This is a genomic window from Neisseria sp. DTU_2020_1000833_1_SI_GRL_NUU_006 (genome assembly GCA_032388755.1).
Lineage (GTDB): Bacteria > Pseudomonadota > Gammaproteobacteria > Burkholderiales > Neisseriaceae > Neisseria > Neisseria sicca_C.
On the sequence record CP135593.1, the window covers coordinates 207894 to 232501 of the forward strand.

Annotated in this window: 17 protein-coding genes and 3 pseudogenes; 12 read left to right on the plus strand and 8 right to left on the minus strand. The window is 51.6% G+C overall.

Translation table 11 applies throughout. The features are described from left to right. Positions 1 to 349: 349 nt before the first annotated feature. From RSJ68_00940 to RSJ68_00950, 3 genes and pseudogenes are all read right to left on the minus strand, one after another. Positions 350 to 1749: pseudogene (locus tag RSJ68_00940) on the minus strand (SbmA/BacA-like family transporter). A 101-nt stretch (positions 1750 to 1850) separates the two neighbouring features. Further along, positions 1851 to 2186: a hypothetical protein gene (locus RSJ68_00945; protein WNU97365.1), complete on the minus strand. Its 336-nt coding sequence runs from the start codon at positions 2184 to 2186 to the stop codon at positions 1851 to 1853. 587 nt (positions 2187 to 2773) lie between these two features. Further along, a pseudogene (locus RSJ68_00950) lies at positions 2774 to 3352 on the minus strand (TonB-dependent receptor). A 434-nt stretch (positions 3353 to 3786) separates the two neighbouring features. On the opposite strand from RSJ68_00950, the pseudogene RSJ68_00955 reads away from it, so the two are divergent. From RSJ68_00955 to RSJ68_00980, 6 genes and pseudogenes are all read left to right on the plus strand, one after another. Next, a pseudogene (locus RSJ68_00955) lies at positions 3787 to 4029 on the plus strand (RNA-binding S4 domain-containing protein). Further along, positions 4007 to 4225: a hypothetical protein gene (locus tag RSJ68_00960; protein ID WNU97366.1), complete on the plus strand. Its 219-nt coding sequence runs from the start codon at positions 4007 to 4009 to the stop codon at positions 4223 to 4225. Before RSJ68_00955 ends, RSJ68_00960 begins: the two are co-directional and overlap by 23 nt. A gap of 235 nt (positions 4226 to 4460) precedes the next feature. Beyond that, positions 4461 to 5297, plus strand: a complete 837-nt coding sequence (locus tag RSJ68_00965) for a PHP domain-containing protein (protein ID WNU97367.1) — start codon at positions 4461 to 4463, stop codon at positions 5295 to 5297. 24 nt (positions 5298 to 5321) lie between these two features. Beyond that, on the plus strand, positions 5322 to 5498 hold the full coding sequence (locus tag RSJ68_00970) for a hypothetical protein (GenBank protein WNU97368.1): 177 nt from the start codon (positions 5322 to 5324) through the stop codon (positions 5496 to 5498). A 177-nt stretch (positions 5499 to 5675) separates the two neighbouring features. After that, the gene (gene serB / locus RSJ68_00975; GenBank protein WNU97369.1) at positions 5676 to 6509 is read left to right on the plus strand and encodes a phosphoserine phosphatase SerB; all 834 of its coding nucleotides are present in this window, start codon (positions 5676 to 5678) and stop codon (positions 6507 to 6509) included. Positions 6510 to 6908: 399 nt separating this feature from the next. Then, positions 6909 to 8882: a TonB-dependent copper receptor gene (locus RSJ68_00980; GenBank protein WNU97370.1), complete on the plus strand. Its 1974-nt coding sequence runs from the start codon at positions 6909 to 6911 to the stop codon at positions 8880 to 8882. A gap of 286 nt (positions 8883 to 9168) precedes the next feature. Here RSJ68_00980 and RSJ68_00985 read toward each other — a convergent pair whose 3' ends face one another. Beyond that, a complete protein-coding gene (locus tag RSJ68_00985; protein WNU97371.1) occupies positions 9169 to 9804 on the minus strand; it encodes a TetR family transcriptional regulator in 636 nt (211 codons plus the stop codon). Positions 9805 to 10042: 238 nt separating this feature from the next. On the opposite strand from RSJ68_00985, the gene RSJ68_00990 reads away from it, so the two are divergent. The 3 genes from RSJ68_00990 to RSJ68_01000 are packed head-to-tail and all read left to right on the plus strand — an operon-like array spanning position 10043 to position 16019. Continuing rightward, on the plus strand, positions 10043 to 11320 hold the full coding sequence (locus tag RSJ68_00990; protein WNU97372.1) for an efflux RND transporter periplasmic adaptor subunit: 1278 nt from the start codon (positions 10043 to 10045) through the stop codon (positions 11318 to 11320). Between the two features lie 11 nt (positions 11321 to 11331). Then, complete coding sequence (locus tag RSJ68_00995; protein WNU97373.1) at positions 11332 to 14544, plus strand: efflux RND transporter permease subunit; 3213 nt, start codon at positions 11332 to 11334, stop codon at positions 14542 to 14544. A 56-nt stretch (positions 14545 to 14600) separates the two neighbouring features. Next, positions 14601 to 16019 carry a TolC family protein gene (locus RSJ68_01000; protein ID WNU97374.1) on the plus strand — a complete coding sequence of 473 codons (1419 nt, stop codon included), beginning with the start codon at positions 14601 to 14603 and terminating at the stop codon, positions 16017 to 16019. A 283-nt stretch (positions 16020 to 16302) separates the two neighbouring features. Here RSJ68_01000 and RSJ68_01005 read toward each other — a convergent pair whose 3' ends face one another. After that, positions 16303 to 18378, minus strand: coding sequence for a LysM peptidoglycan-binding domain-containing protein (locus RSJ68_01005; GenBank protein WNU97375.1), 2076 nt, complete (start codon positions 18376 to 18378; stop codon positions 16303 to 16305). A 180-nt stretch (positions 18379 to 18558) separates the two neighbouring features. Here RSJ68_01005 and bioA point away from each other — a divergent pair, with 180 nt between their 5' ends. Genes bioA through RSJ68_01020 form a run of 3 tightly spaced genes read left to right on the plus strand, consistent with a single transcriptional unit; the run spans position 18559 to position 21065 of the window. Further along, positions 18559 to 19851: an adenosylmethionine--8-amino-7-oxononanoate transaminase gene (bioA, locus tag RSJ68_01010; GenBank protein ID WNU97376.1), complete on the plus strand. Its 1293-nt coding sequence runs from the start codon at positions 18559 to 18561 to the stop codon at positions 19849 to 19851. Continuing rightward, positions 19848 to 20516, plus strand: a complete 669-nt coding sequence (gene bioD, locus RSJ68_01015; protein WNU97377.1) for a dethiobiotin synthase — start codon at positions 19848 to 19850, stop codon at positions 20514 to 20516. Before bioA ends, bioD begins: the two co-directional genes overlap by 4 nt. Positions 20517 to 20519: 3 nt before the next feature. Beyond that, on the plus strand, positions 20520 to 21065 hold the full coding sequence (locus RSJ68_01020) for a chorismate lyase (protein ID WNU97378.1): 546 nt from the start codon (positions 20520 to 20522) through the stop codon (positions 21063 to 21065). A 61-nt stretch (positions 21066 to 21126) separates the two neighbouring features. On the opposite strand, the gene RSJ68_01025 is transcribed toward RSJ68_01020, so the two are convergent. The 3 genes from RSJ68_01025 to RSJ68_01035 form a co-directional block, all read right to left on the minus strand. Then, entirely contained in the window at positions 21127 to 22722 is a 1596-nt protein-coding gene (locus tag RSJ68_01025) for a peptide chain release factor 3 (protein ID WNU97379.1), read from the minus strand. Between the two features lie 163 nt (positions 22723 to 22885). Next, complete coding sequence (locus RSJ68_01030; GenBank protein ID WNU97380.1) at positions 22886 to 24076, minus strand: LD-carboxypeptidase; 1191 nt, start codon at positions 24074 to 24076, stop codon at positions 22886 to 22888. A 102-nt stretch (positions 24077 to 24178) separates the two neighbouring features. Continuing rightward, positions 24179 to 24577 (minus strand): HIT domain-containing protein, encoded by a 399-nt coding sequence (locus tag RSJ68_01035; GenBank protein ID WNU97381.1) that lies wholly within the window; start codon positions 24575 to 24577, stop codon positions 24179 to 24181. Between the last annotated feature and the right edge of the window lie 31 nt (positions 24578 to 24608).

The following is a 24608-nucleotide window of genomic DNA, read 5'->3' on the forward strand; positions in this document are numbered from 1 at the left end:
TCGTCTGAAAACCCAAACGCAAGGTTTTCAGACGACCTTTTTCTATTTCTTGTTTTACACATTAAGCCCATACAACAAGATTTGTCTGAAAATTAAACCTATTCAAATACCAATATTTATATAGTGGATTAACTTTAAACCAGTACGGCGTTGCCTCGCCTTGCCGTACTAGCTGTACTGTCTGCGGCTTCGTCGCCTTGTCCTGATTTAAATTTAATCCACTATATTAAGCGCAGGCAAAAAACTGCGGGCAAAAAAACGCCTCCTGCCGGGAGCTGGCGGAGGCTATCCAAGGAGTTTTAAAAGTAACCCTAAAGAACTATGAAACTAGTCAGAAAGAACTATATTACTAATCTGAACGGTTTGCAAGTTCGCCGAGTGGTTTTAAATTAACTTTACGTCCGAACAAGGTTTGGATTTCGGGTTGGTGGCTGATACCGATGACGAGAGTGTCGGGAAGGTTTTGTTTGAGAACTTGCATCAGCATCAATGCGGATTCGCCGTCGAGCTGGTTGGTGGCTTCGTCGAGGAACAGGATTTGCGGTTTGTGCAGCAGCGCGCGGGCGAGGCTGAGGCGTTGCTGTTCGCCGCCGGAGAGGATGCCGTGCCATTCGTATGGTTCGTCTAAATTATCTTTCAGGCGGCCTAACCCGACTTGTTCCAAGGTCGTCTGAATGATTTGGTCGTCTTGGCAGACGGTGTGGGGATAGCTGACGGTATGGCGCAGGGTGTCGGCGGGGAGGTAGGGGCGTTGGGGCAGGAAGAGGAGGCTGCCGTCGAGGGCGAAGCTGCCTTGGTAATACGGCCACAAGCCTGCGAGGGCGCGCAGCAGGGTGGATTTGCCGATGCCGCTTCTGCCTTCGAGCAATACCCATTCGGGGGCGTGGGCTTCGAGGTTGATGTCGGTGAGCAGTGGGCTGCCGGTTTGGGTGTGGACGGTGAGGTTTCTTGGCGGAATTCGCAGTTGGTGAGCCGCCGCCAGTTGTCGCGGATGCGGAGGTAGCGTTGTTTCAGACGACCTGTTTCGGCTTCGCCGCCGTTGTAGAAGGCGATTTGTTCGGCGTGGTCGCGCACACGCAGGAGGACGGCGCGGTAGTCGGCTTCGCGGTGTTGGCGGTCGATGTTGAGGTTTTTGAGTTTGCGGCCGACGAGGTGGGCAATCAGGGTGCTGATGACGGAATAAATCAGGGCAACCCAGACGAGGTAGCCGTGTATGGTGATGTCGCGTCCGCCGATGTTGAAGGTCTGTACGCCGGAGAGCGTCCACAATACGGCGACGAACGCGCTGAATTTGGCAATATTATTGATGAAGGAGCGGAACAGTCCGATGCTTTTGTCGGCGAGGAGGTAGATGTCTTCGGCGATGCGCTGGTCGGGGTTGTCGGGTTCGCCGGTCAGGCGCAGGCGGTAGTGTTTGTGGCCTTCGAGCCAGTTTTGCTGGAATTGTTCGGTCAGGTGGGTGCGCCAGCGGAAAATGAGGCGTTTTTGCAGCCAGTCGCCGCAGACGATGCAGCCGATAATCATCGCCATGTAACCGAGGTATTCGGCGATGAGCGCGGGCATGGACGCGCCGTCAAACGCGGCGAGCGCGTCGTAGAAACGTTTGTCCCACTCGGCGATCCAAACGCTGATGGTGATGGAACAAAGGGTAAAGCCGATGAGGACGGCAAGCATCAGCCATTGGATGCGTCCGTGCGCCCCCGTCCAAAAGGGGCGGGCGAGTCGGGAGAATTTTTTGAGGATGTTCATGGGGGTGTGTTGGTACAAATAACGGGAGGTCGTCTGAAAATCTATGTGTGCAAGATAAGATTTTGGTTAGACACATAATAGACAACCCAAAATTCATTGAATTATGAAGAATCCTTAGATCTAAGCCGTTCCAATTCCCAGCGAAGTTTTTTATTTTCCTCAAATAGCCTGTTATATTCCAAGTTTTCTTGTTCCCGCTGTAAATGAAATTCTTTTTCCCTTTCTTGTCGCATATCATTTTCTACTTGTTGGGTTTGATACGAAATATATTCAATCCTCTCTTGTAGTTCAGCTATTTCCTTATTCAAATTTTCAATTTTTTTCTGATAATCCGAATGAATACTTCCTATTTCATCACTATGTAATTTGTTCATTTCCTCTATTCTATTATTATAGTTTTTTGAAAGCCTACCCATCTCTGCTAATAAATTACGCAACTCATCATCCCTATCGCGTAATTGATCGGCAAAGCTTCTATCAGTAGTATTTTGATTCTGTAAATTTCTATATTCTCGTTCTTCTATTTCTCTTTTTAGTTTTATTTTTCCACATTCAGATTAAAATTCCGCTTGAATATTAAAATTCTTCTTCTTAAATGAAGAAATTATATAATTAACTTTTAGTTGTATATATGGAAATAAAATCGTATATATAGTAGTTATAAAAATAGAAAATAGAATACTTTGCCACCAAGAAGAAATACTGAAATTTTTTTCAATCAAATTAATTTGATTATCTATCTTAATAATTCTGGTTTCTATATCTTCCTTAGAAAGGAGAAAAATACTAATTGGTTTCCAATAAGTCCAGATTTTAAACACTAAGAAAGCAATTAAAAACGTAAAAAATGTAGGAAGTTTTATTTTTTCTTCCTGTGATTTTAAAAAATTAGATAAAAAGTCTTTTAACATTTCTATAATAGAATAGTGCGCAAAAATTCTTATGAATTTAAAAACAATATGAATAAAAACTTATATACCATCATTCCCGTGCAAGCCGGGAATGATGGTACTACTATACTATATTACATCTTCCACTTCAGGCTGAACACGGCGTTGCGCGGTTCGCCGTAGAAGTTGCCGTAGCTTTTTGTACGGTTGCTGTTGTTTTCATAGTAGCGTTTGTCGGACAGGTTGTTGACTGCCAGCCCCAGTTGCAAATTGTCGGTCGGACGGTATTGCAAACCGGCATTCCAAACGGTATAGCCGCCTTAGGGCAGCTTGCTGCCGGTTTTGCTTTGACTGGACAAGCCTATACCGATACTTAACTTACCTTTTGCAAACGGCGGCGTATAGCTGCTTTAAGCGCGGAGAATGTGTTTTGGGGTCCAGTTGGCAAAATCGCCCTCGGTATGGGGATGGTTTTCTGTTTTGCGGATATTGTAGGTATAGCCGGCAAACAGCTTCCAATTTGCGCCGATTGCTCCGGAAATTTCTGCATCTACACCACGGCTGCGTTCTTTTGCGGGAACGTAGTAGAAAGTCTGTTTCCTGTTGCCGCTGGCCGGAACGTTGACACGCACGGCGACGTTGGTGTTATCGGTTTGGAACAGGGAAAAGGCCGAATTGGGTTTGCTCTGCGTCCATTCGCCTTTCCAACCCAATTCGTAGTTTTTACCGACTTCGGGCGCGAGATAGCTGTTGTCAGCATTTGTTTTCGGAGTCGGTTTTTAGATGAATGTATAGCCTGCATAGAGGCTTTACCCCGGCATGAAATCGTAAGTGATGTCGATGTATGGAATGAATTTGCTGTTTTTGACCGAATAGGTTTTTGCATCGTTGTCCGGAGCGCCTGTATAACGGGATCAGTTGTAATCGAAGTCGCGTTTTCAATGGGTATAGCGTCCGCCTGCCAGCAGATGCAGTTTTTCAGTAGGATTGATGCGGGTACCTGCTTCAAGGGTGTGCGTATAGAAATGGTTGTTGCTGTATTTTCTTGCGAACAGTGAAAAAACGGATTACCGTGTGGATGGGCAGGTCGTCTGAAACGGCTTTCAGACGAACTATGCTACAATTTCACGCATCCGAACCCATTACAGGAAACCTCATGGAAGCCACCGTCTATCTCGAAGACAACGAATACATCGCCTTATGCGACCTCTTGAAGCTCGCCGGACTTGCCGAAAGCGGCGGACAGGCGAAGGCGTTTATCGCCGAAGGGCTGGTGTTGCGCAACGGCGAAACCGAAACCCGCAAAACCGCCAAAATACGCGGCGGCGAAGTCATCGAGTTTGACGGTGCGCGCTTGGAAATTGCCGATGGATACGACCCTGAAGAATAAAGCCGAAGCCCTCTTGGGCGAGCCGCTTTTAGACGAACCCGTCCGCCCCGAATCGTGGGAATGCTGCGGCAGCGACTGCGGCGATGTCTGCATCCAGACGGTTTATTGGACGGATAAAGCTCGCTACGACGCGCAACAGCGGAAATTGAAAGAAGCGGGTTGGTCGGACGATGAAGAGAACGGAAAGGTCGTCTGAAAAAGGCTCGGCTGGATGGAAACCGCGTTTTCAGACGACCTTTTATTGTTAAACACCGCTGCTCGGATAGTGGCATCCGACAAAGCTTCTAATATTTCGTCCATTCAAATCATCGCGGCGGAATTTGAAATGTCGGATTTAAAAATCCGACCTACTGATTTTTAGACGACCTTTGTCCGACTCGGTTTTCAACATGACCGTCCCCGCCCTTCATTCACCACACACATAACGCCCCATGATAGACCTGCACTGCCATTCCACCGTTTCCGACGGTATGCTCTCCCCTACCGAAGTCGTGCGCCTTGCGCATCAAAACGGCTGCACGCTGCTGGCGCTGACCGACCACGACCACACCGGCGGCATCGCCGAAGCGCGCGCCGAAGCCGATAAGCTCGGGCTGCGTTTCGTTAACGGCGTGGAAATCTCCGTAACTTGGCGCGGGCGCACCATACACGTTGTCGGTTTGGATTTCGACGAACAGGACGAAAATCTGCAAAACTTGTTGGCGCAAGTACGGCAAGGTCGTCTGAAACGCCTCGAAGCCATCGCCGCCAAGCTCGAAAAGAAAGGCATCGGCGGCGCATACGACGGCGCGCTCGCGCTGGCGGCAAACAAAGGAATGGTCAGCCGTACCCACATCGCCGAGTTCCTCATCCGAGCGGGACACGTCAAAAACAAACAGCAGGCGTTCACCAAATACTTGGGCGACGGCAAATCCTGCGCCGTCCGCCACGAATGGGCGACGCTGGCAGACTGCGTCTCCGCCGTCAACGGCGCAGGCGGCATGGCAGTCATCGCCCACCCCATGCGCTACGATTTGTCCGCCACCGCCAAGCGCAATCTGTTTGAAGAATTTAAAAATCTCGGCGGCGTCGGCATCGAAGTCCACAGCGGCAACTGCTGCAAAAACGACCGCCTCAACTACGCGCTGCTGGCAGAACGCTTCGGCATGCTCGCCAGCGCGGGCAGCGACTTCCACCGCTTAAACGATTTCAGCGGCGGTATCCTCGGCGCATGCCCCGAACTGCCGGAAAACTGCAAACCGGTTTGGGAACATTTCAAAAGGGTTTAAGGCGTTTAAGGCCAAGTTTGGATATTGGGACAAACTTGCCGACGCTACACGCCAAGCTTTACCGAATCACGTCGTGTAGGTTTTATCCGCAAATTTACCGAAAATTTCAAGCAACCTGTCTGCGGACAATCTTGGCAGGTAAACCAAACCGTACCGCTGCCGTCATGCCATACACACAAAAGCAGCCATGACGGCGAATAAGCGTTCTATTTTGATTCAAAAGAATCATTTCGCCCTCAAAGGTCGTCTGAAAACCGCTTCATCGCATCGCCGCACATATACAGCTTTCATCAGAAATTCCGTTTTCAGACGACCTTCCCGATATGAAATCTTCAGGCTTTGCTATAATCCGCAATCCGCATTTTTTGAGCCACCGCCATGCCGCACGCCCTCGTCCTCCAATTCCCCTCCGCCGAAGCCCTGCCTTCCGCCCTCCTTGCCCGCCTGCCCGAGCCTGATTACGCCGATGAAAAGTGTATGCGTTTCATCGTTGAAGAAGGGTTTTCTTTAAGCGGGGCAGACGCGGCGTTGCTGGACAGCCGTCAAATCGACCACGCCGTGTTGCCCGATAGGGCGTTCGGCGAACTCGGGCTGATTGTCAGCGATATGGATTCGACGCTGATTACCATTGAATGCGTCGATGAAATTGCGGCGGGTGTCGGCTTGAAAGACCGCGTGGCGGAAATTACCGAACGCTCGATGCGCGGCGAATTGGATTTCGAGCAGTCTTTGCGCAGCCGCGTCGCCCTGTTGGCGGGATTGGACGAACAGGTTTTGGCAGAGGTTTATGAAAACGTTTTGCAGCTCTCGCCCGGCGCGGAATTTTTGTTGGACGGATGTAAGGCGCACGGCGTGAAATTCATGCTGGTGTCGGGCGGGTTCACGTTTTTCACCGAAAGGCTGCAACAACGCCTCGGCTTCGAATACCAACACGCCAATGTTTTGGAAATTGAAAACGGCAAGCTGACAGGTCGTCTGAAAGGCAGAATCATCGACGCGCAGGCAAAGGCGGATTTATTGCGCGAATACCGCGACCGCCTCGGATTGCAGCCGCATCAGGTGTTGGCAATGGGCGACGGTGCGAACGATATTCCGATGCTCAAAGAAGCCGGCGTAGGCGTGGCTTACCGCGCCAAACCGAAAGCGCAGACAGTCGCCGATGCCTGCATCAACTTCGGCGGACTGGAGCGCGTCAGGGGTTGGTTTAAATAAACCGTCTGCATCGGTTGTCAGGAGTTTCCCGTTAAAACCAAGGTCGTCTGAAAAATTTTCAGACGACCTTTTTGCTGTTTGAAATATCGTAATGACTGTAAACGGAATGCCAAAGGACACGCCGTCTCAACATGCCAAAACAGGTTTGCACCCTGCTCCTGAACACAGCCCTCTTTATTCCCGTAACAGCCTTATCCCTTCTTCCTCCCAAACGGGAACGTAGGCAATTAATCAACACGGTTATTACTATTATTCAAATAATTTAATTATGCCTCGAAAATATTGACTTAAATTAAATAAAACCGTTTTCTTCCTCACAAACTGCCTGACATTCTTTATACTACCAAAGTAGTAATTAACTACGCCCAATGAACTAAATCAATAAAAGGAGCTCTAAGAATGAAACACCAGCTACTCCTTCTGCCGATTGCCTTAGCCGTATCCCAGGCTTGGGCGGACACAGACCCCGTTCCCGAAGAAACTGTTATCCTTTCCCCCGTTACCGTCACCGGCACACAACAACAAAAAGCCAATAGCGTTACTTTCAACCCCAAAGCTGCTTTGCAACCCCTCCCTGCCGGAGACGGTGCGGACCTTTTACAATCCGTGCCCAACATGAGCATCATCCGCAAAGGCGGAAGCTCAGGCGATCCATTGTTCCGCGGTTTGGGCGGTTCGCGCCTATCGATTAACGCCGACGACCAGTTTATTTACGGCGGCTGCAGCATGCGTATGGACCCGCCGACTGCCTACATCCACCCGAATTCTTTCGACAAAGTCGTCGTTACCAAAGGCCCGCAAACCGTAACCCAAGGCATGGGTTTGGTCAGCGGCTCGGTACAATTCATCCGCAAAGACCCTGATTTCAGCGAAAAATCTTACAACATCAATGCCTCCCTGACCGCAGGCAGCAACGACCGCCGCGACGGCTCGCTTGAAGCCGAGTTCGGCGGCAAATACGGCTACGTCCGCAGCAATATTTCCCACAACGAGGCCGGCGACTACAAAGACGGCTCAGGCAAACGCGTCCACTCCCATTTCAAACGCGACAGCCAAATGCTGCAACTGGGCATCACCCCGACCGAAAACACCACCATCGCCGGCACATACGAACGCAGCAGGGCCAAGGTCGCCTACGCCGACCGCATGATGGACGGCAGCAAATTCGACCGCGACGCATGGAACGTCCGCTTTACCCAACGCAACCTCACCCCTTGGTTCAGCGAACTCGAATTGCGCTACGGTGAAAGCGAAATCGACCACGTCATGGACACATACAGCCTGCGCACCATCCGCAATCCGGCAGGCAAACAGATTAAAAACGCCAACAACCCCAAACGCAACACCGACACGGGTCGTCTGAAAGCCACCTTCGATTGGGACAAACTCAATCTGCAAACAGGTCTGGACTATCTGGACGACGTCCATGTCGTGCGCAATGAGCACGGCGGTGACGGCTACCGCCACAAGCCTTTTATGCCCAACCAAAGTTTCAAACAATGGGGCGTTTTCACCGAAGCCGCTTGGCAGCAAACCGACAAACAACGTTGGGTAGCAGGCTTGCGCCACGACCGTGTCAAAGCGGATTATGATTCCGCAGACGTAACCGATCCCGCTTTGAAACATCAGAAATTCAACTTGAATTCCGGTTTCTTACGTTGGGAACGTGATACAGATAACGGCTTGAAATACTACGCCGGATTCGGTATCGCCGAACGCTCGCCCGACTACTGGGAACGTCTGCGCGCCAAAAAGAAAATCATCCATCCCGAACAAAACCGCCAAATCGATGCGGGCATCATCTGGAAACGTCCTAACCTCCATGCCTCCGTGTCCGTATTCGGCAGCGATGTCAAAAATTTCATCATACTCGAACGCCAAGGCACGGATTTAGGTGTACGCAACGTTAAAGCCTCGCGTTTCGGCGGCGAAGCCGAAGTCAAATGGACGTTTGCACCCAATTGGGAAATCGGCAGCAGCCTCGCCTACACCCACGGCAAAAACCGTACCGACAGCAAACCTTTGGCGCAAACTCCACCGCTCGAGTGGAACAACACCCTCGCCTTTGACAACGGCAAATTCAGCGCAGGTGCGTTATGGCGCGTCGTGGCGAAACAAAACCGTTACAGCAAAGGTCAAGGCAATATCGTCGGTCAGGACATCGGCGCATCTTCCGGCTTCGGTGTACTCTCGCTCAATGCCGGCTGGAAATTCAGCAAATACGCCACCTTGCAGGCCGGTATAGACAACGTGTTCAACAAAACCTATGCCGAATTCGTCAGCAAAGGCGGCGACCCTTCAGCAGGCACGCAAACCCTGCGCGTCAACGAACCCGGCCGTACCGCTTGGTTGAGGTTGCAAGCGAAATTCTGATGTTGAGTTGAGAAAGAAAAAGGTCGTCTGAAAACCCGATTCGGTGTTTTCAGACGACCTTTTCTATAAACTGAAGAAAGAACAAATCTCACGCGATCCTCGTTCCTTCGTTGGTAAAAATGACAGTATCGGGTTAAGCATATTCATATTCTATTTGAGTTTAACCAAATCCTTAACAATCGGATATTGCAACACAACAAACCAAAACCCGCCCTAATGTAAGGTAAAAAGGTCGTCTGAAAACCTACGATATTTGTTTTCAGAAGGCCTTTTTGTATGCAGTTGGTTATTTTTGCTTACGCAGTTGCGGGTGGTTTTTCAGATTGTCCAAGAGGATGTCAATCATGCGCGGTGCGGTTTGGGCAAGGTCGAAACTTTTGTCGGACGAGAGCCAACGCCAAATCAGACCGTCCAGCATCGATTTGATGAAGATGACCGCCATGTCGGTATCCAAATCTTCGGATAAGGCATGTTGGGCAATGGATTTGGTCAGTACTTCGGTAATTTTCTCGCGCCAAATCGCTTGATGTTTATCCGCAATGTCGATGACCGCGGCGTTCTGCTCGGTGTGTTCGCATTTTAAAAACAGGATGCTGTGGAATTTATAGTGGATGTCGTTGGTTTGCAGGCGCGTGAAAAAGTGCATCAAGGTGCGGCGGAAAAGCGACCATTCTTGTTCATCGCTATCGGCCGCGTCCTGATGCATACAGTTTTCGATGTCGTCGCAAATGCGCTGGAAGAGGGCGTCGAACAAGTCTTCTTTGTTTTTGAAATGCCAGTACAACGCGCCACGCGTCACGCCGGCGGCCTGGGCGATTTCGTTGAGCGAAGTGCGCGCGATGCCTTTTTGGTGGAAGGTTTCCAGCGCGGCGAGCATTAAATGTTCTTTGGTTTTAAGAGCTTCGGTTTTGGTTTTCCGCATGATGCCTGTTTCAAGTTAAGTGGAATGTTGGGGATTATAAAAAATACTTTGTATCCATGCAAGCATGTATGTATAATGACGCCTGTAATTGAGATTGGCTCTCAAATATAAACTCTTTTTTTCAGACGACCTGCTTCAGATATTGAAGCAGGCGATTGTTGTTTTCGGAACCACAAATCGGCTACAATAACAAAACATATAGTGAAACTTCATAACAATTATCTAGATAGGAAAAATAATGACTTTTTATGCTTCTAAGGTGAAAAGCATGACGGCAATCGCTGCCGCTATTGCGCTGGCTCTTTCGGCGTGCGGTAAAGGTGGTGATACGGCGAAAGGCGAAGCGGGCGGAGCAGGGCAGCAGGCAGCGGCACAGCAGGCTCCCGCTCCTGTGGTCGGTGTCGTTACCGTCCATCCTGAAACTATCGCGTTGACGACCGAGCTGCCGGGACGTTTGGAGTCGCTGCGTACTGCGGATGTCCGCGCGCAAGTCGGCGGTATCATCCAAAAACGCCTGTTCCAAGAGGGCAGCTATGTCCGCGCCGGGCAGCCGCTTTACCAAATCGACAGCTCCACCTATGAAGCAAATCTGGAAAGCTCGCGCGCCCAGTTGGCAAGCGCGCAGGCAACTCTTGCTAAAGCCAATGCCGACTTGGCGCGTTACAAACCGCTGGTTGCCGCCGATGCCATCAGCAAACAGGACTACGATGCGGCGGTAACGGCGAAACGTTCAGCCGAAGCAAGCGTTAAAGCGGCTCAGGCGGCGATTAAATCTGCCGGTATCAATCTGAACAGGGCGCGTATTACCGCGCCGATTTCCGGTTTCATCGGTCAGTCCAAAGTATCCGAAGGTACGCTGCTGAACGCGGGTGATACGACCGTACTGGCGACCATCCGCCAAACCAATCCTATGTATGTGAACATTACTCAATCCGCGACCGAAGTGATGAAGCTGCGCCAACAGGTTGCCGAGGGCAAGTTGTCGGGCGTTGACGGCGCGATTGAAGTGGGCATCAAGTTCGATAACGGCGAAGTTTATCCGCACAAAGGCCGTTTGCTGTTCTCCGATCCGTCTGTGAACGAAACAACCGGACAAATCACGCTGCGTGCGTCAGTGCCGAACGACAAAAATATCCTGATGCCCGGTCTTTATGTGCGCGTCCTGATGGATCAGGTAGCTGTTGCTAATGCCTTTGTCGTACCGCAGCAGGCAGTAACGCGCGGTACGAAAGATACTGTAACGATTGTGAACGCCAAAGGCGAAATGGAGTCGCGCGAGGTAACAGTCGCCCGGCAGCAGGGAACCAATTGGGTTATTACTTCTGGTTTGAACGACGGCGACAAAGTCGTTGTGGACGGCACCAGCATTGCCGCCATGATGGGTGCGAAAAAGGTTACGCCTAAAGAATGGACGCCTGCCGGAAGTGCTGCAGAAGCCGCGCCCAAAGCTGCTTCTGAAGCGAAAAAAGACGTTCAGACGACCTCTGAAGCTAAAGCTGCATCTGAAGCCAAATAAGGAAGGCACCAATGGCTAAGTTTTTTATTGACCGCCCCATTTTTGCATGGGTTATTGCGATTTTTATCATCGCAGCGGGTATTTTCGGCATTCAAAAACTGCCGATTTCCCAATATCCGTCCGTTGCTGCACCGACCATTACTTTGCGCGCTACTTATCCGGGCGCTTCTGCTCAGGTAATGGAAGACAGCGTACTGGCCGTTATCGAACGTAATATGTACGGTGTGGAAGGTTTGGACTATATGACGACTTCTGCCAATTCCAGCGGCAGCGGCAGCGTCAGTCTGACGTTTACACCGGAAACCAATGAAGATTTGGCGCAGGTAGACGTGCAGAACAAATTGTCGGAAGTGTTGTCCACATTGCCGTCTACCGTACAGCAATATGGTGTAACCGTATCTAAAGCGCGTTCCAACTTCTTGCAAGTGGTCATGCTTTCTTCTGAAAAGCAATCCATTGAGGAAATGAACGATTACGCCCAGCGCAATATCATTCCTGAACTGCAGCGTATCGACGGGGTAGGGCAGGTACAATTGTTTGGTGCGCAACGCGCCATGCGTATTTGGGTTGACCCGAAAAAACTGCAAAACTACAACCTGTCTTTTGCAACGGTAACCAACGCACTGGCTACTCAAAATATCCAAATTTCTGCAGGCTCTATCGGCTCTTTGCCGGCGGCTGCAGGTCAGACCATTTCAGCAACTGTGACGGCTCAAGGTCAGCTGAGCACTGCTGAAGAGTTTGGCAACATCATTTTGGTATCCAATACCGATGGTTCTAATGTCTATCTGAAAGACGTTGCCAAAGTCAGCTTGGGTATGCAGGACTATTCTACTTCCACACGTTTGAACGGCGTGAATACCACCGGTATGGCAGTGATGCTGTCCAACAGCGGTAACGCTTTGGCAACGGCGACTGCCGTGAAAGAAAAAATGGCAGTTTTGCAGAAGTATTTTCCAGACGGCATGAGCTGGAAAGTTCCTTACGATACTTCCAAATTTGTGGAAATTTCGATTGAGAAAGTGATCCATACGCTTTTGGAAGCCATCGTATTGGTATTCTTAGTGATGTATCTCTTCCTGCAAAACATCCGCTATACGCTGATTCCGACCATTGTTGTACCGATTTCCCTGTTGGGCGGTTTTGCCTTTATCTCATACATGGGTATGTCGATTAACGTATTGACCATGTTTGCGATGGTATTGGTGATCGGTATTGTGGTCGATGACGCGATTGTGGTCGTTGAAAACGTTGAGCGTATTATGGCGAGTGAAGGTCTGTCGCCTAAGGCTGCAACCAAAAAAGCGATGGGTCGGATTTCCGGCGCGGTGATTGGTATTACTGCCGTGTTGATGTCCGTATTTGTTCCGCTGGCAATGTTTAGCGGTGCAACAGGTAACATTTACAAACAGTTTGCCTTGACCATGGCGGCATCGATTGCATTCTCCGCATTCCTTGCCTTGACGCTGACGCCGGCATTGTGCGCCACCATGCTCAAACCGATTCAGAAGGGTCATCACGAAGAGAAAAAAGGTTTCTTCGGTTGGTTTAACAAAAAATTCGACAGCTGGACACACGGCTACGAAGGCTGGGTTGCCAAAGTCTTGCGCAAGACTTTGCGCATGATGGTTGTCTATATTGGTTTGACTGTTGTGGGCGTATTCCTGTTTATGCGTCTGCCGACTTCCTTCTTGCCGACTGAAGACCAAGGTAACTTGATGTTGAGCGTACAGCTGCCTGCCGGCGCGACCAAAGAGCGTACCGATGCAACTTTGGCTCAAATCACTCAGCTGGCAAAATCTATACCTGAGATTGAGAACATCATTACCGTTTCCGGCTTCAGTTTTTCAGGTTCCGGTCAAAACATGGCTTTGGGCTTTGTCATTCTGAAAGACTGGAGCGAACGTACTGCCCCGGGCAGCGATGCGACTTCTATTTCCGGTAAGTTGACCGGCATGATGATGGCTACGCTGAAAGACGGTTTCGGTTTGGCGATTGTGCCTCCAGCCATTATGGAATTGGGTACAGGCTCCGGCTTGACGATTTACCTGCAAGACCGTAACAACAGCGGCCATGCTGCATTGTTGGCCAAGCGCAATGAGTTGATTGACAAAATGCGCAAAAGCGGTTTGTTTAACCCAAGTACCGTTCGTGCGAGCGGTTTGGAAGATGCGCCTCAGTTGAAAATCGACATCAACCGCTCTGCAGCAGCCGCACAAGGTATTTCGTTCTCTGATATCCGTACTGCTTTGGCTTCCTCTTTGGGTTCGTCTTATGTCAACGACTTCCCAAATCAAGGACGTCTGCAACGCGTGATGGTACAAGCTGATGCGAGTGCCCGTATGCAGCCTGCCGATATTCTGAACCTGACCGTGCCGAACAAATCCGGCGTTGCTGTACCGCTTTCTACCATTGCTACTGTTTCTTGGGAAAACGGTATGGAACAAAGCGTCCGCTTCAATGGTTATCCGGCAATGGAGCTTTCCGGCTCGCCTGTTAATGGCGTATCTTCCGGTCAGGCCATGACTGCGGTACAGCAAATGGTTGATGACATGGGCGGCGGTTACAGTCTGGAATGGGGAGGCCAGTCTCGTGAAGAGGCTAAAGGCGGCTCGCAAACTGTCGTATTGTACGCATTGGCCGCTGCCGCTGTATTCTTGGTATTGGCTGCTTTGTACGAAAGCTGGTCTATCCCGTTGGCGGTTATCCTTGTGATTCCGTTGGGCTTGATTGGCGCGGCATTGGGTGTGACTGGCCGTAACATGTTTGAAGCATTACTGGGCAGTATTCCGGCATACGCCAACGATATCTACTTCCAAGTCGGTTTCGTTACGGTGATGGGTTTGAGTGCGAAAAACGCGATTTTGATTATCGAGTTTGCCAAAGACCTGCAAGCGCAAGGCAAGAGCGCGCTTGAAGCTGCGCTTGCCGCCGCACACTTGCGTTTCCGTCCGATTATCATGACTTCGTTTGCCTTCATCTTGGGCGTGGTACCGCTTTATGTTGCCAGCGGTGCCAGCTCCGCCAGCCAACGTGCGATTGGTACGACCGTGGTCTGGGGTATGTTGATCGGTACGATTCTGTCTGTGTTCCTTGTGCCTTTGTTCTATGTGGTTGTGCGCAAATTCTTTAAAGAAACCGCACACGAGCATGAGATGGCCGCCAAACACGCCGCTGAAGCCGGCATGATTGAAGACGGTAAACAAGATTCAGACAAGCACTAAAGCAAAGGCCGTCTGAAAAATTTTCAGACGGCCTCAAAATGCTAAAGGATTCTAAAATGAAGAAGATTACATTCAAACCTGTACTGACCGCCGTTGCCGCCGCCGTGGCTTTGTCGGCCTGTACCATGATGCCGAAATATGAGCAGCCTCAAGTTGCCGTGGCCGATACGTTTAAATACGACACTGTTGACGACGGTATCCGTGCAGCCGAATTGGGTTGGCAAGATTACTTTGCCGATCCTCGCCTTCACCGCCTGATCGACATCGCATTGGAACGCAATACCGATTTGCGTACAGCCGCGCTGAATGCGGAAATCTACCGCAAGCAATACATGATTGCGCGTAATAATTTGTTGCCAACCGTCAATGCCAGCGGTACAGGTTCGCGTCAAGGCAGTTTGAGTGGCGGCAGCGTTAGCAGCCAATACAGCGTGGGTTTGGGCGCAGCCTCTTATGAGCTTGACCTCTTCGGCCGTGTCCGCAGCACCAGCGAAGCCGCGTTGCAAGGTTATTTTAATGTGGCCGCAAACCGCGATGCCGCCCATCTGACCCTGATTTCTACCGTTGCCAAAGCCTACTTTAACGAACGCTACGCGGAAGAAACCATGGCATTGGCACAACGCGTATTACAAACCCGTGAAGCGACTTACAAGCTCTCGCAATTACGCCATAAGGCCGGCGTGATTTCCGCCGTTGATTTGCACCAACAGGAAGCGCTGATTGAATCGGCCAAAGCCGATTACGCATCTGCGGTAAAAAACCGCGAGCAAGCGCGAAATTCCTTGGCTATGTTGATTAATCAACCTTTGCCTGAAGACTTGCCTGCCGGTTTGCCTTTGAACAAACAGTTCAAAATGACCAAACTGCCTGCCGGTTTGAGTTCGGACCTGTTGCTCAACCGTCCGGATATCCGTGCGGCCGAACACGCGCTCAAACAAGCCAATGCCAATATCGGTGCGGCACGTGCGGCGTTTTTCCCGCGCATCAGCCTGACCGGTTCTGTCGGTACCGCTTCCGGCGAGTTGAGCGGCCTGTTTAAGAGCGGCACGGGTATTTGGGCTTTTGCACCATCCATCACTCTGCCTATCTTTGATTGGGGCACAAACAAAGCCAATCTTGACGTAGCCAAACTGCGCCAACAGGCACAAATCGTTGCTTATGAAGCCGCTGTTCAATCCGCATTCAAAGACGTTTCCAATGCGTTGGTTGCACGCGAACAGCTGGATAAAAGCTATGCCGCTTTGAGCAAACAAAGCCGTGCCTACAACGACAGCCTGCGCCTCATCAGCCTGCGCTACAAACATGGCGTATCCAGTGCATTGGATTTGCTGGATGCCGAGCGCAGCAGTTACGGCGCAGAAACTGCTCTTTTGGCTAATCAGCTGACCCGTTTGGAAAACCTTGCCGACTTGTATAAAGCACTTGGCGGCGGTTTGAAACGCGAAACCGTTAGCCAACCTGCCGCGCAGCAGTAAGACTGTTCGAAATAAGCGGCATTAAAAACGTCGTCTGAAAACCGGATATCCAGTTTTCAGACGACGTTTTTATATTTTGGCATGGATACAATATGGATGGACTGGGCTAGCAGGCAGGTATCTAGGAGTTTGAGCTTACGGCAATTTTTAAGTATGACTGACAATCTGAGGTCAGGATTCCTGTTTGTGCAGAATAAATATGATTAGGTATTTCCTATTACGATTCACGATATAAAAAGGTCGTCTGAAAACTTCAGACGACCTTTGCTGTTTGATTATACGGTTAGCTGCCCATCAATTTTAAACGCTGACCCGGAGTAACGGTTCGGGTATTTTTATTCCAGCGGCGGATATCGTTGACATCTACGTTAAAGCGGTTGGCAATCGTATTGAGTGTATCGCCTCTACGGACTGTATAAGAAACATTTTGAATGTTGTTTTTACGGGTTTTGACCGGAGCCGCGCTAACGCGTAACAGCTGACCCTTGCGGATGTTGCTGCCTTTGATATTGTTGGCCACAATCAAATCGGCAACGCTTAAGTTGTAGCGTTTAGAGATATTGAACAAAGTATCTCCATCAGTCACGCGGTGCATACCTGCCATAGTTGTCGGCTGTGCAGATGATTGATTATTTGCTCTTGCCAGTCGTGCTTCAGTACGGCTTTGATGCTTGGCAATATTTTCGGCAATGCGTTCGCTGCGTGCTTTGGTTGCGTCAACCTCTTGATGATGCGTGATATTTTGAGCAACAGTGGTTTGATCCTCTTCTGCTTTTTGCAGACGTGAATCAACATTGGCAAGCAATGTCATCATTTGGTCAGGTTCTTCGACTGCAGAAGGAGTGGGAGGAGTAGCTGATTTTGCGGATGCCACAACCTGCGGCTCTGTTAAGGTGAAGGCAGGTTGTGCAAGCTCGGCTGCCGCAATGACAGTTGTGTCTGCTGCAGGTTTTGCTTCCGTGGATTGTACAGTTTGAACGCGTTCTACACGGGGTTGGGCGGTTGTAACGGTATCGACGGCAATAGGGGCAGTTGCAGCTTTGGTATTGGTAACAAAATCAAAGGTTGCTGGAGCTTGTTCTTGTGCAACCGTATTGGCAGGGATGACGACTGTTTTGACTGTATCGGTTTTGAGTTCTGCCGTTTGAATCGGAGCCATTGTCGGCATATTCGAACGGTAGGTATCCGGAGTATTGTCAGTATCGATGAAATTAATCATATCCTGTTTGGTAGCAGTATCGGTTTGTGCAACCAAAATGGTACGTCCTTCAGACAGCGAATTGCCGTTTAAGCCGTTTAGTCGTTTGATTTCGGCAACGCTCATCCCGGTTTCTGTCGCAATCGTGTTCAGATTGGTATTGCGGGCCGAGGTATAGGCATTGAAAGAGAGCAGGGTTTCGGGATTCGCATTGCGGTAATTTTTTTCGAATGCGGATACGGCGGAAACAGGCAGCAATAATTTTCGGTTGTTTTTCGGGATGAAGACGGGTGCGTTGAAAGCAGGGTTCAATGTCAGCAGCTCGCTCTCACTGATATTGGCGAGACGGGCGATGGTGCTGTTGTCGATGGGTTTGTCAATACTGACTGTTTGGAAATAAGGTTGATTGGTGATTTCGCTGATATTCATGCCGAAAGTCTGGGGGCTGGCGACAATATTGCGGACAGCCAGCAATTTGGGAACGTAGTTGCGTGTCTCGTTCGGCATGCGCAGGTTTTCGTAAGTTGGTTCCAGGCCTTGTGCGCGGGCACGGTTGACGGCGCGGCCTACATTGCCTTCGCCCCAGTTGTATGCAGCCAAAGCCAAAGACCAGTCGTTAAATAGCCCGTGCAGATATTGCAGGTAGTTCAGCGCGGCATCGGTCGCGGCATATATGTCGTGGCGGCCGTCATACAAAGGTGTTTTTTCCAAGCCGAAATGACGGCCGGTTGCCGGCATGAACTGCCACAGACCGGATGCGCCGACGTGGGATTTGGCTTTGGTGACGAATGCGCTTTCAATGAAGGGGAGGAGTGCGATTTCGGCGGGCATATTGCGTTTTTTTACTTCGGTTGCAATATGGTACATATAAGGTTTGCTGCGCGTGATGGTGCGGTCGAAATAGGCACCGTTTGCGGCGAATTTGCTTTCGTGGCGGCGGACCAGCTCGGAATTGACTTCGCTCATGCGGAAGTCTTTTTTCAATGAAGCCCACAGGCTGCCGGAACCGAAAGTCTTGGCTTTGGCTTGGTCGAGAAGGGCAGAATTGAGCCGCATCATTGCCATACCTGTTTGGTTGGGAGTGGCGTTTTGTGCGGCGGCCGCGCCGGAAACGGCGGATAAACCGGACAGCGTCAGGGCGATGGTTTTCAGTTTTGCCATAGTAGTCAATTATCAATATATATTATTCAGTCTCCGCGATGTTACTGTCTGATTCATGTGAACGTCAAGGATATGAGGGTAATTTACATATGACCGGGGCTTAATGATAAAATTTGTCGCGAAAATACGGCGGTTTGCGTATATATGCCGTCAAAATCAGATTAAGCAAAAGAACATCCTATGATTTCCGAAAATTCCTCCCTGCTCGATTTCGACCGCGCCCATCTGCTCCATCCCTATACGTCCATGACCGATCCGTTGCCTGTTTATCCGGTGCGCCGTGCGGAGGGCGTGCATATCGAATTGGCGGACGGTACGCGGCTGATTGACGGGATGTCGTCTTGGTGGTGTGCGATACACGGCTACAATCATCCCGTTTTGAATCAGGCGGTTGAGGCGCAGATTAAACAAATATCGCATGTGATGTTCGGCGGTTTGACGCACGGGCCGGCGGTGAAGCTGGGCAAATTATTGGTCGGGATTTTGCCGCAGGGACTGGACCGTATTTTTTATGCGGACTCGGGTTCGGTTTCGGTGGAAGTTGCGCTGAAGATGGCGGTGCAATACCAGCAGGCGCGGGGTTTGACGGCGAAGCAGAATATTGCGACGGTGCGGCGCGGGTATCACGGCGATACTTGGAACGCGATGTCCGTCTGCGATCCGGAAACGGGGATGCACCATATTTTCGGCAGCGCTCTGCCGCAGCGTTATTTTGTCGATAATCCGCAAAGCCGTTTTAACGATGAATGGGACGGGGCGGATTTGCAGCCTGTCCGCGCCTTGTTTGAAGCGCATCATGCGGATATCGCCGCCTTTATTTTAGAGCCGGTCGTGCAGGGCGCGGGCGGCATGTATTTTTATCATCCGCAGTATCTTCGCGGGTTGCGCGATTTGTGCGACGAATTTGATATCGTGTTGATTTTTGACGAAATCGCCACCGGGTTCGGGCGCACGGGCAAGATGTTTGCCTGCGAACACGCGGAGGTCGTGCCGGATATTATGTGTATCGGCAAGGGCTTGAGCGGCGGCTATATGACGCTGGCGGCGGCAATCACTTCGCAAAAAGTCACCGAAACGATTTCGCGCGGCGAAGCGGGCGTGTTTATGCACGGGCCGACATTTATGGCGAACCCGCTGGCGTGTGCCGTTGCCTGCGCTTCGGTCAAGCTGCTTTTGTCCCAAGATTGGCAGGCAAATATCCGCCGCATCGAAAGCATCCTGAAAGGTCGTCTGAAAACCGCATGGGACATTCGCGGCGTGAAAGACGTGCGCGTTTTGGGTGCCATCGGCGTGATTGAGCTGGAAAAAGGCGTGGATATGGCGCGTTTTCAAGCGGGCTGCGTGGCGCAGGGCATTTGGGTGCGCCCATTCGGCAGGCTGGTGTACCTCATGCCGCCTTACATCATTTCAGACGACCTCTTGACCGAACTTGCCGACAAAACCGTACAAATCTTGAAGGAACACAGCAAATGAAAGGCGTTTACTTCGTCAGCGGCATAGACACGGACATCGGCAAAACCGTCGCCACCGGCGTGTTGGCAAAACAATTGTTGCAGCAGGGCAAAAGCGTGATCACGCAAAAGCCCGTGCAAACCGGTTGCCAAAACATCGCCGACGACATCGCCGTCCACCGCAAAATCATGGGCATACCCATGCAGGAAGCCGACAAGCAAAAGCTGACCATGCCCGAAATCTTCAGCTATCCCGCTTCGCCGCATCTCGCCGCCCGTCTGGACGGTAGGGCTTTGGACTTGGACAAAATCCGCAACGCCACGCAGCAACTGGCGGCACAATACGAAATCGTCTTGGTCGAAGGCGCGGGCGGATTGATGGTTCCACTGATGGAAAACCTGTTGACCATTGATTATATTCAGCAACAGGATTATCCCGTCATTCTCGTTACCAGCGGACGGCTCGGCAGTATTAACCACACCCTGCTCAGCTTCGCCGCACTCAAGCAATACGGCATCAGCCTGCATAGCCTGATTTTCAACCACATCCACGACAGCCGTGACAAACACATCGCCCAAGACAGCTTGGCATATCTAAAGGGTCGTCTGAAAAAAGATTTTCCCGATGCGGAGTGGATGGAGTTGGATAAGGTGGAGACGGACGAAAGGTCGTCTGAAAATGATTAAAACATGAAATCCATCAATCTAAACACCATGAATCCCCCTTTGAATTGGCAAGACAAACTTCCCGAAGAACTGCCGCAAGGCTGGAACGAACGCGCTGCCGCCTTGTGCCAAGCGCAATCGCTGACCGCCGCCTTACGCGCCTTGGGCGGCAGTTTTACGGTAAAAGTACTGTATATGGGTGAACTAGACGGGCTGGGTAATTCATCTGGCGAAAACCATGCCGAAACCGCCGCCCCGCAATTCGTCCGCGACGTTTTGCTGCATCTGGACGGCGTTCCCGTCGTACAGGCGCGCAGCGCGTGCAGCCCGCAATCGCAAGCCTGGCGCGGCGTGTTGGATTGCGGCACGCAGCCTTTGGGCGAGCGGCTGTTTGACGGCACGCTGCCCTTGAAGCGTTCGGCATTCGAGTTTTGCCTGATGGAAAACGCAGGCGGACAGGATGATTTCAGACGACCTGTCGCCGCCCGCAGGTCTTATTTCGATTGGGATGGCGAGGTGTTGGAACTGACGGAATATTTTTTGCCGGGGTTGGCGCGGATTATGCGCTAAACGTCGCAGCAATATAAGGAAAGGTCGTCTGAAACGGTTTTCAGACGACCTTTTTAATCTATTACAATTTCACCGAATGCTCGCGCGTTTCGTGGAACACGATGTCCGGCCAGCGTTCTTGCGTGAGTCCCAAATTCACGCGGTTGGGGGCGAGGTAGGCGAGGTTGCCGCCTGCGTCGATGGCGAGGTTGCCCGCATTGGCTTTTTCAAACTCTGCCAGCTTTTTCTTGTCGTCGCACGATACCCAGCGTGCCGACCAGATGGATGCGTTGTCGAACACGGCTTCTACGCCGTATTCGTTGGCGAGGCGCGAGGTAACGACTTCAAATTGCAGCACGCCGACTGCGCCCAAAATCAAATCCGCGCCGCTCATGGGTTTGAACACCTGCACCGCGCCTTCTTCGCCGAGCTGTTGCAAACCTTTTTGCAGTTGCTTGATTTTCAGCGGGTTTTTGATGCGGACGCTGCGGAACAGTTCGGGTGCGAAGAAGGGGATGCCGGTGAATGCCAGTTGTTCGCCTTCGGAGAAACTGTCGCCGATTTGGATGTTGCCGTGGTTCGGGATGCCGATGATGTCGCCTGCGTAGGCTTCTTCCACCAGCTCGCGGTCGTGCGACATGAACGTTACCACGCTGGACGCGGCGATTTCGCGGTTGATGCGCAGGTGTTTCATCTTCATGCCGCGCTCGAATTTGCCGGAGCAGACGCGCAAGAAGGCGATGCGGTCGCGGTGTTTCGGGTCCATATTGGCTTGGATTTTAAAGATAAATCCGGAGAATTTCGGCTCGTTAGGCTCGACCATGCGCACGGTCGCGTCGCGCGGTTTCGGAGCGGGCGCCCAGTCAATCAATGAATTGAGGATTTCCTGAATACCGAAGTTGTTAATCGCCGAGCCGAAGAACACGGGCGTGAGTTCACCGGCGAGAAATTCGTCGAGATTGAACTCGTTGGAAGCCGCCTGCACCAATTCGATTTCGTCGCGCAACTGCTGGATTTCCAGCGGAAAGCGTTGTTCCAGTTCGGGATTGTTGATGCCTTTAATGATGTCGAACTCGTGCGGCAGGCGTTCGCCGCCGGCTTCAAAGAGATAGATTTCGTCGTTCAGGATGTGGTACACGCCTTTGAAGTTTTTGCCCATGCCGATCGGCCAAGTGACGGGCGCACAGCGGATTTTTAAAATGTTTTCCACTTCGTCCAGCAATTCCAAAGAGTCGCGCACTTCGCGGTCGTATTTGTTCATGAACGTGACAATCGGCGTATTGCGCAGGCGGCAGACGTTCAAGAGTTTGATGGTTTGCGCTTCCACGCCTTTTGCCGCGTCGATGACCATCAAGGCGCTGTCCACGGCGGTCAAAACGCGGTAGGTGTCTTCGGAGAAGTCTTGGTGTCCCGGCGTGTCCAAGAGATTGACGGTGTGGTCTTTATAGTCGAACTGCATCACGCTGGAAGCCACGGAAATGCCGCGCTGCTTCTCGATTTCCATCCAGTCGGAGGTGGCGAATTTGCCGGTTTTCTTGCCTTTTACCGTACCCGCGCTCTGAATCGCGCCTGAAAACAGCAACAGTTTTTCGGTCAGCGTGGTTTTACCCGCATCAGGGTGGGAGATGATGGCAAACGTGCGGCGGCGGCGCACTTGGTTGAGGATTTCTTGGGACATGGGCTTTCTTTGCAAAAAGGTTCAGGCCGCTTTTCCGACGGCCTGAGGAATGGTTGAGATGGCGGGGATTGTACAAAAAAACATTAATCGGTTCAATGATTAGGGGATAAAAAAGGTCGTCTGAAAGCTTTTCAGACGACCTTCTCTTGGATCGGCATCTTGTTTATTCGGTAATTTCTTCAATTATAGGGCTGTAAGTAGCGCTGTCAAAGGTAGGCATAGGCGGGGGCAGCAGGTTGTTGAGGGTTAGGGCTGCGGGGTTCAGGGTAGGGTAGCCGCTGAAGGTTACGGTGTAGCCGCCGTTGGTTGTACTGTGGATTTTGGCATGTGCGCCTAATGGGAAGGTGCTTTTATTGGTAATGTGTCCGAAGGGGAAGCCTGTCAGGACGGGGACTTTGGCGGTGCGTGAGACGTGGTTGACGACGGCTGAGAAGTCGTAGCTTGAGTCGTATACGTCGCGGATGGTGCCCATGCGGAAGTCGCCGAAGATGATGGCGCGTTGTTTTTGCAGGATGCCTGCAAGATAAAGCGTGTTCAACATGCGTTCGATGCGGTAGGGTTGCTCGCTGACGTCTTCGACGAACAGGATGCCGCCTTGGATGTCGGGCATATAGGGCGAGCCTGCGAGGGAGGCTAGGACGCTGAGGTTGCCGCCCCACAAAGTACCTTCGACGTTAACGTTGGCGCGTTGGATGGCGGGAACGTCGATAATGTTGACGTTGTTGGTGGTGCCGCGTATGAACGAATCCATGGTGAAGACGCTGGGTTCGGGTTTGCCGAATTCGCTGTAAACCATAGGGCCGGCGAAGCTTGCCATATTGCCTTTGGCGAGCAGGGCGAGTTGGACGGCGCAAACGTCGCTGAAGCCGAAGAACAAGGTGCCGCGTTCGCGCATTCTGGCGCCGAGTGAGGCAAAGTCGATTTGCGGCAGGATGCGTGCCGCGCCGTAGCCGCCGCGCAAGCCCATGAGGACTTTGGGTGTTTCAACGCGGCCGGTGGCGACCTCTTGGAAGTCGGCGGCACGTTGGGCGTCGGAGCCGGCGAAGCGTTGATAGCGTCGGCTGCCTGCTTGTTGGTTGGTCACGGTAAAACCTGCGTTATAGAGGCGGGTCAAGCCTGCGTTGACGCGGTTGGGGTCTTCGGCAAAGCCAGAAGGGGCGACGACGCGGAGGAGGTTTTCGCCGGAGCGTGGGGGATGGTTGGTTTTGGGCTGCACGGGTTGGGCTTTCGCTGTGTTGCCGGTTTGAGTGGACGGGGTGACGGTAGTGCCGGTGCCGCAGGCTTGCAGCAGTCCGGCTCCGGCTGCGGCGGAGCAGGCGCGGAGGAAATGGCGGCGGGAGGTTTGCCAAGTCATATGGTTTCCTTTGGTTGGGTTTCAGACGACCTTTTCGGCAGGGGTCGTCTGAAAATCGGTTGATATGCGGTATCCGATACGCCTATTGAGGTCGTCTGAACGTTACGCCAGCAGGGCTTTGACTTGTTCCGTCCAGTTGTCCGGCAGGGTCATGCCGTGTTCGCGGACGGGGGCTGCCCAAATCGGGGCGGGAAAGTTGGCATCGTTTTCAAAGCGGGCGATGACGTGCCAATGCAGATGGGGGACAACGTTGCCCAAGCTGGCAAGGTTGATTTTGGCGGGATGGAATACCTGGCGCATGGCGGCTTCGACTTTATACACCATTTCCATGATTTCGGCGCGTTCGGCGGCTGAAAGGTCGGTCATCTCGGCGATGTGGTCGTTCCAGATGACGCGGCAGAATGCCGGGGCTGAGGCTTCGTTGTGGACGGCGATGACGCGCAGGTTTGGGGTTTGCAGCAAAATGTCTTCGTTGTCTGCGGTGCAGATGGGGCAGGTCATGGGGTTTTCTCGTTTGGATATGAGGGGACAG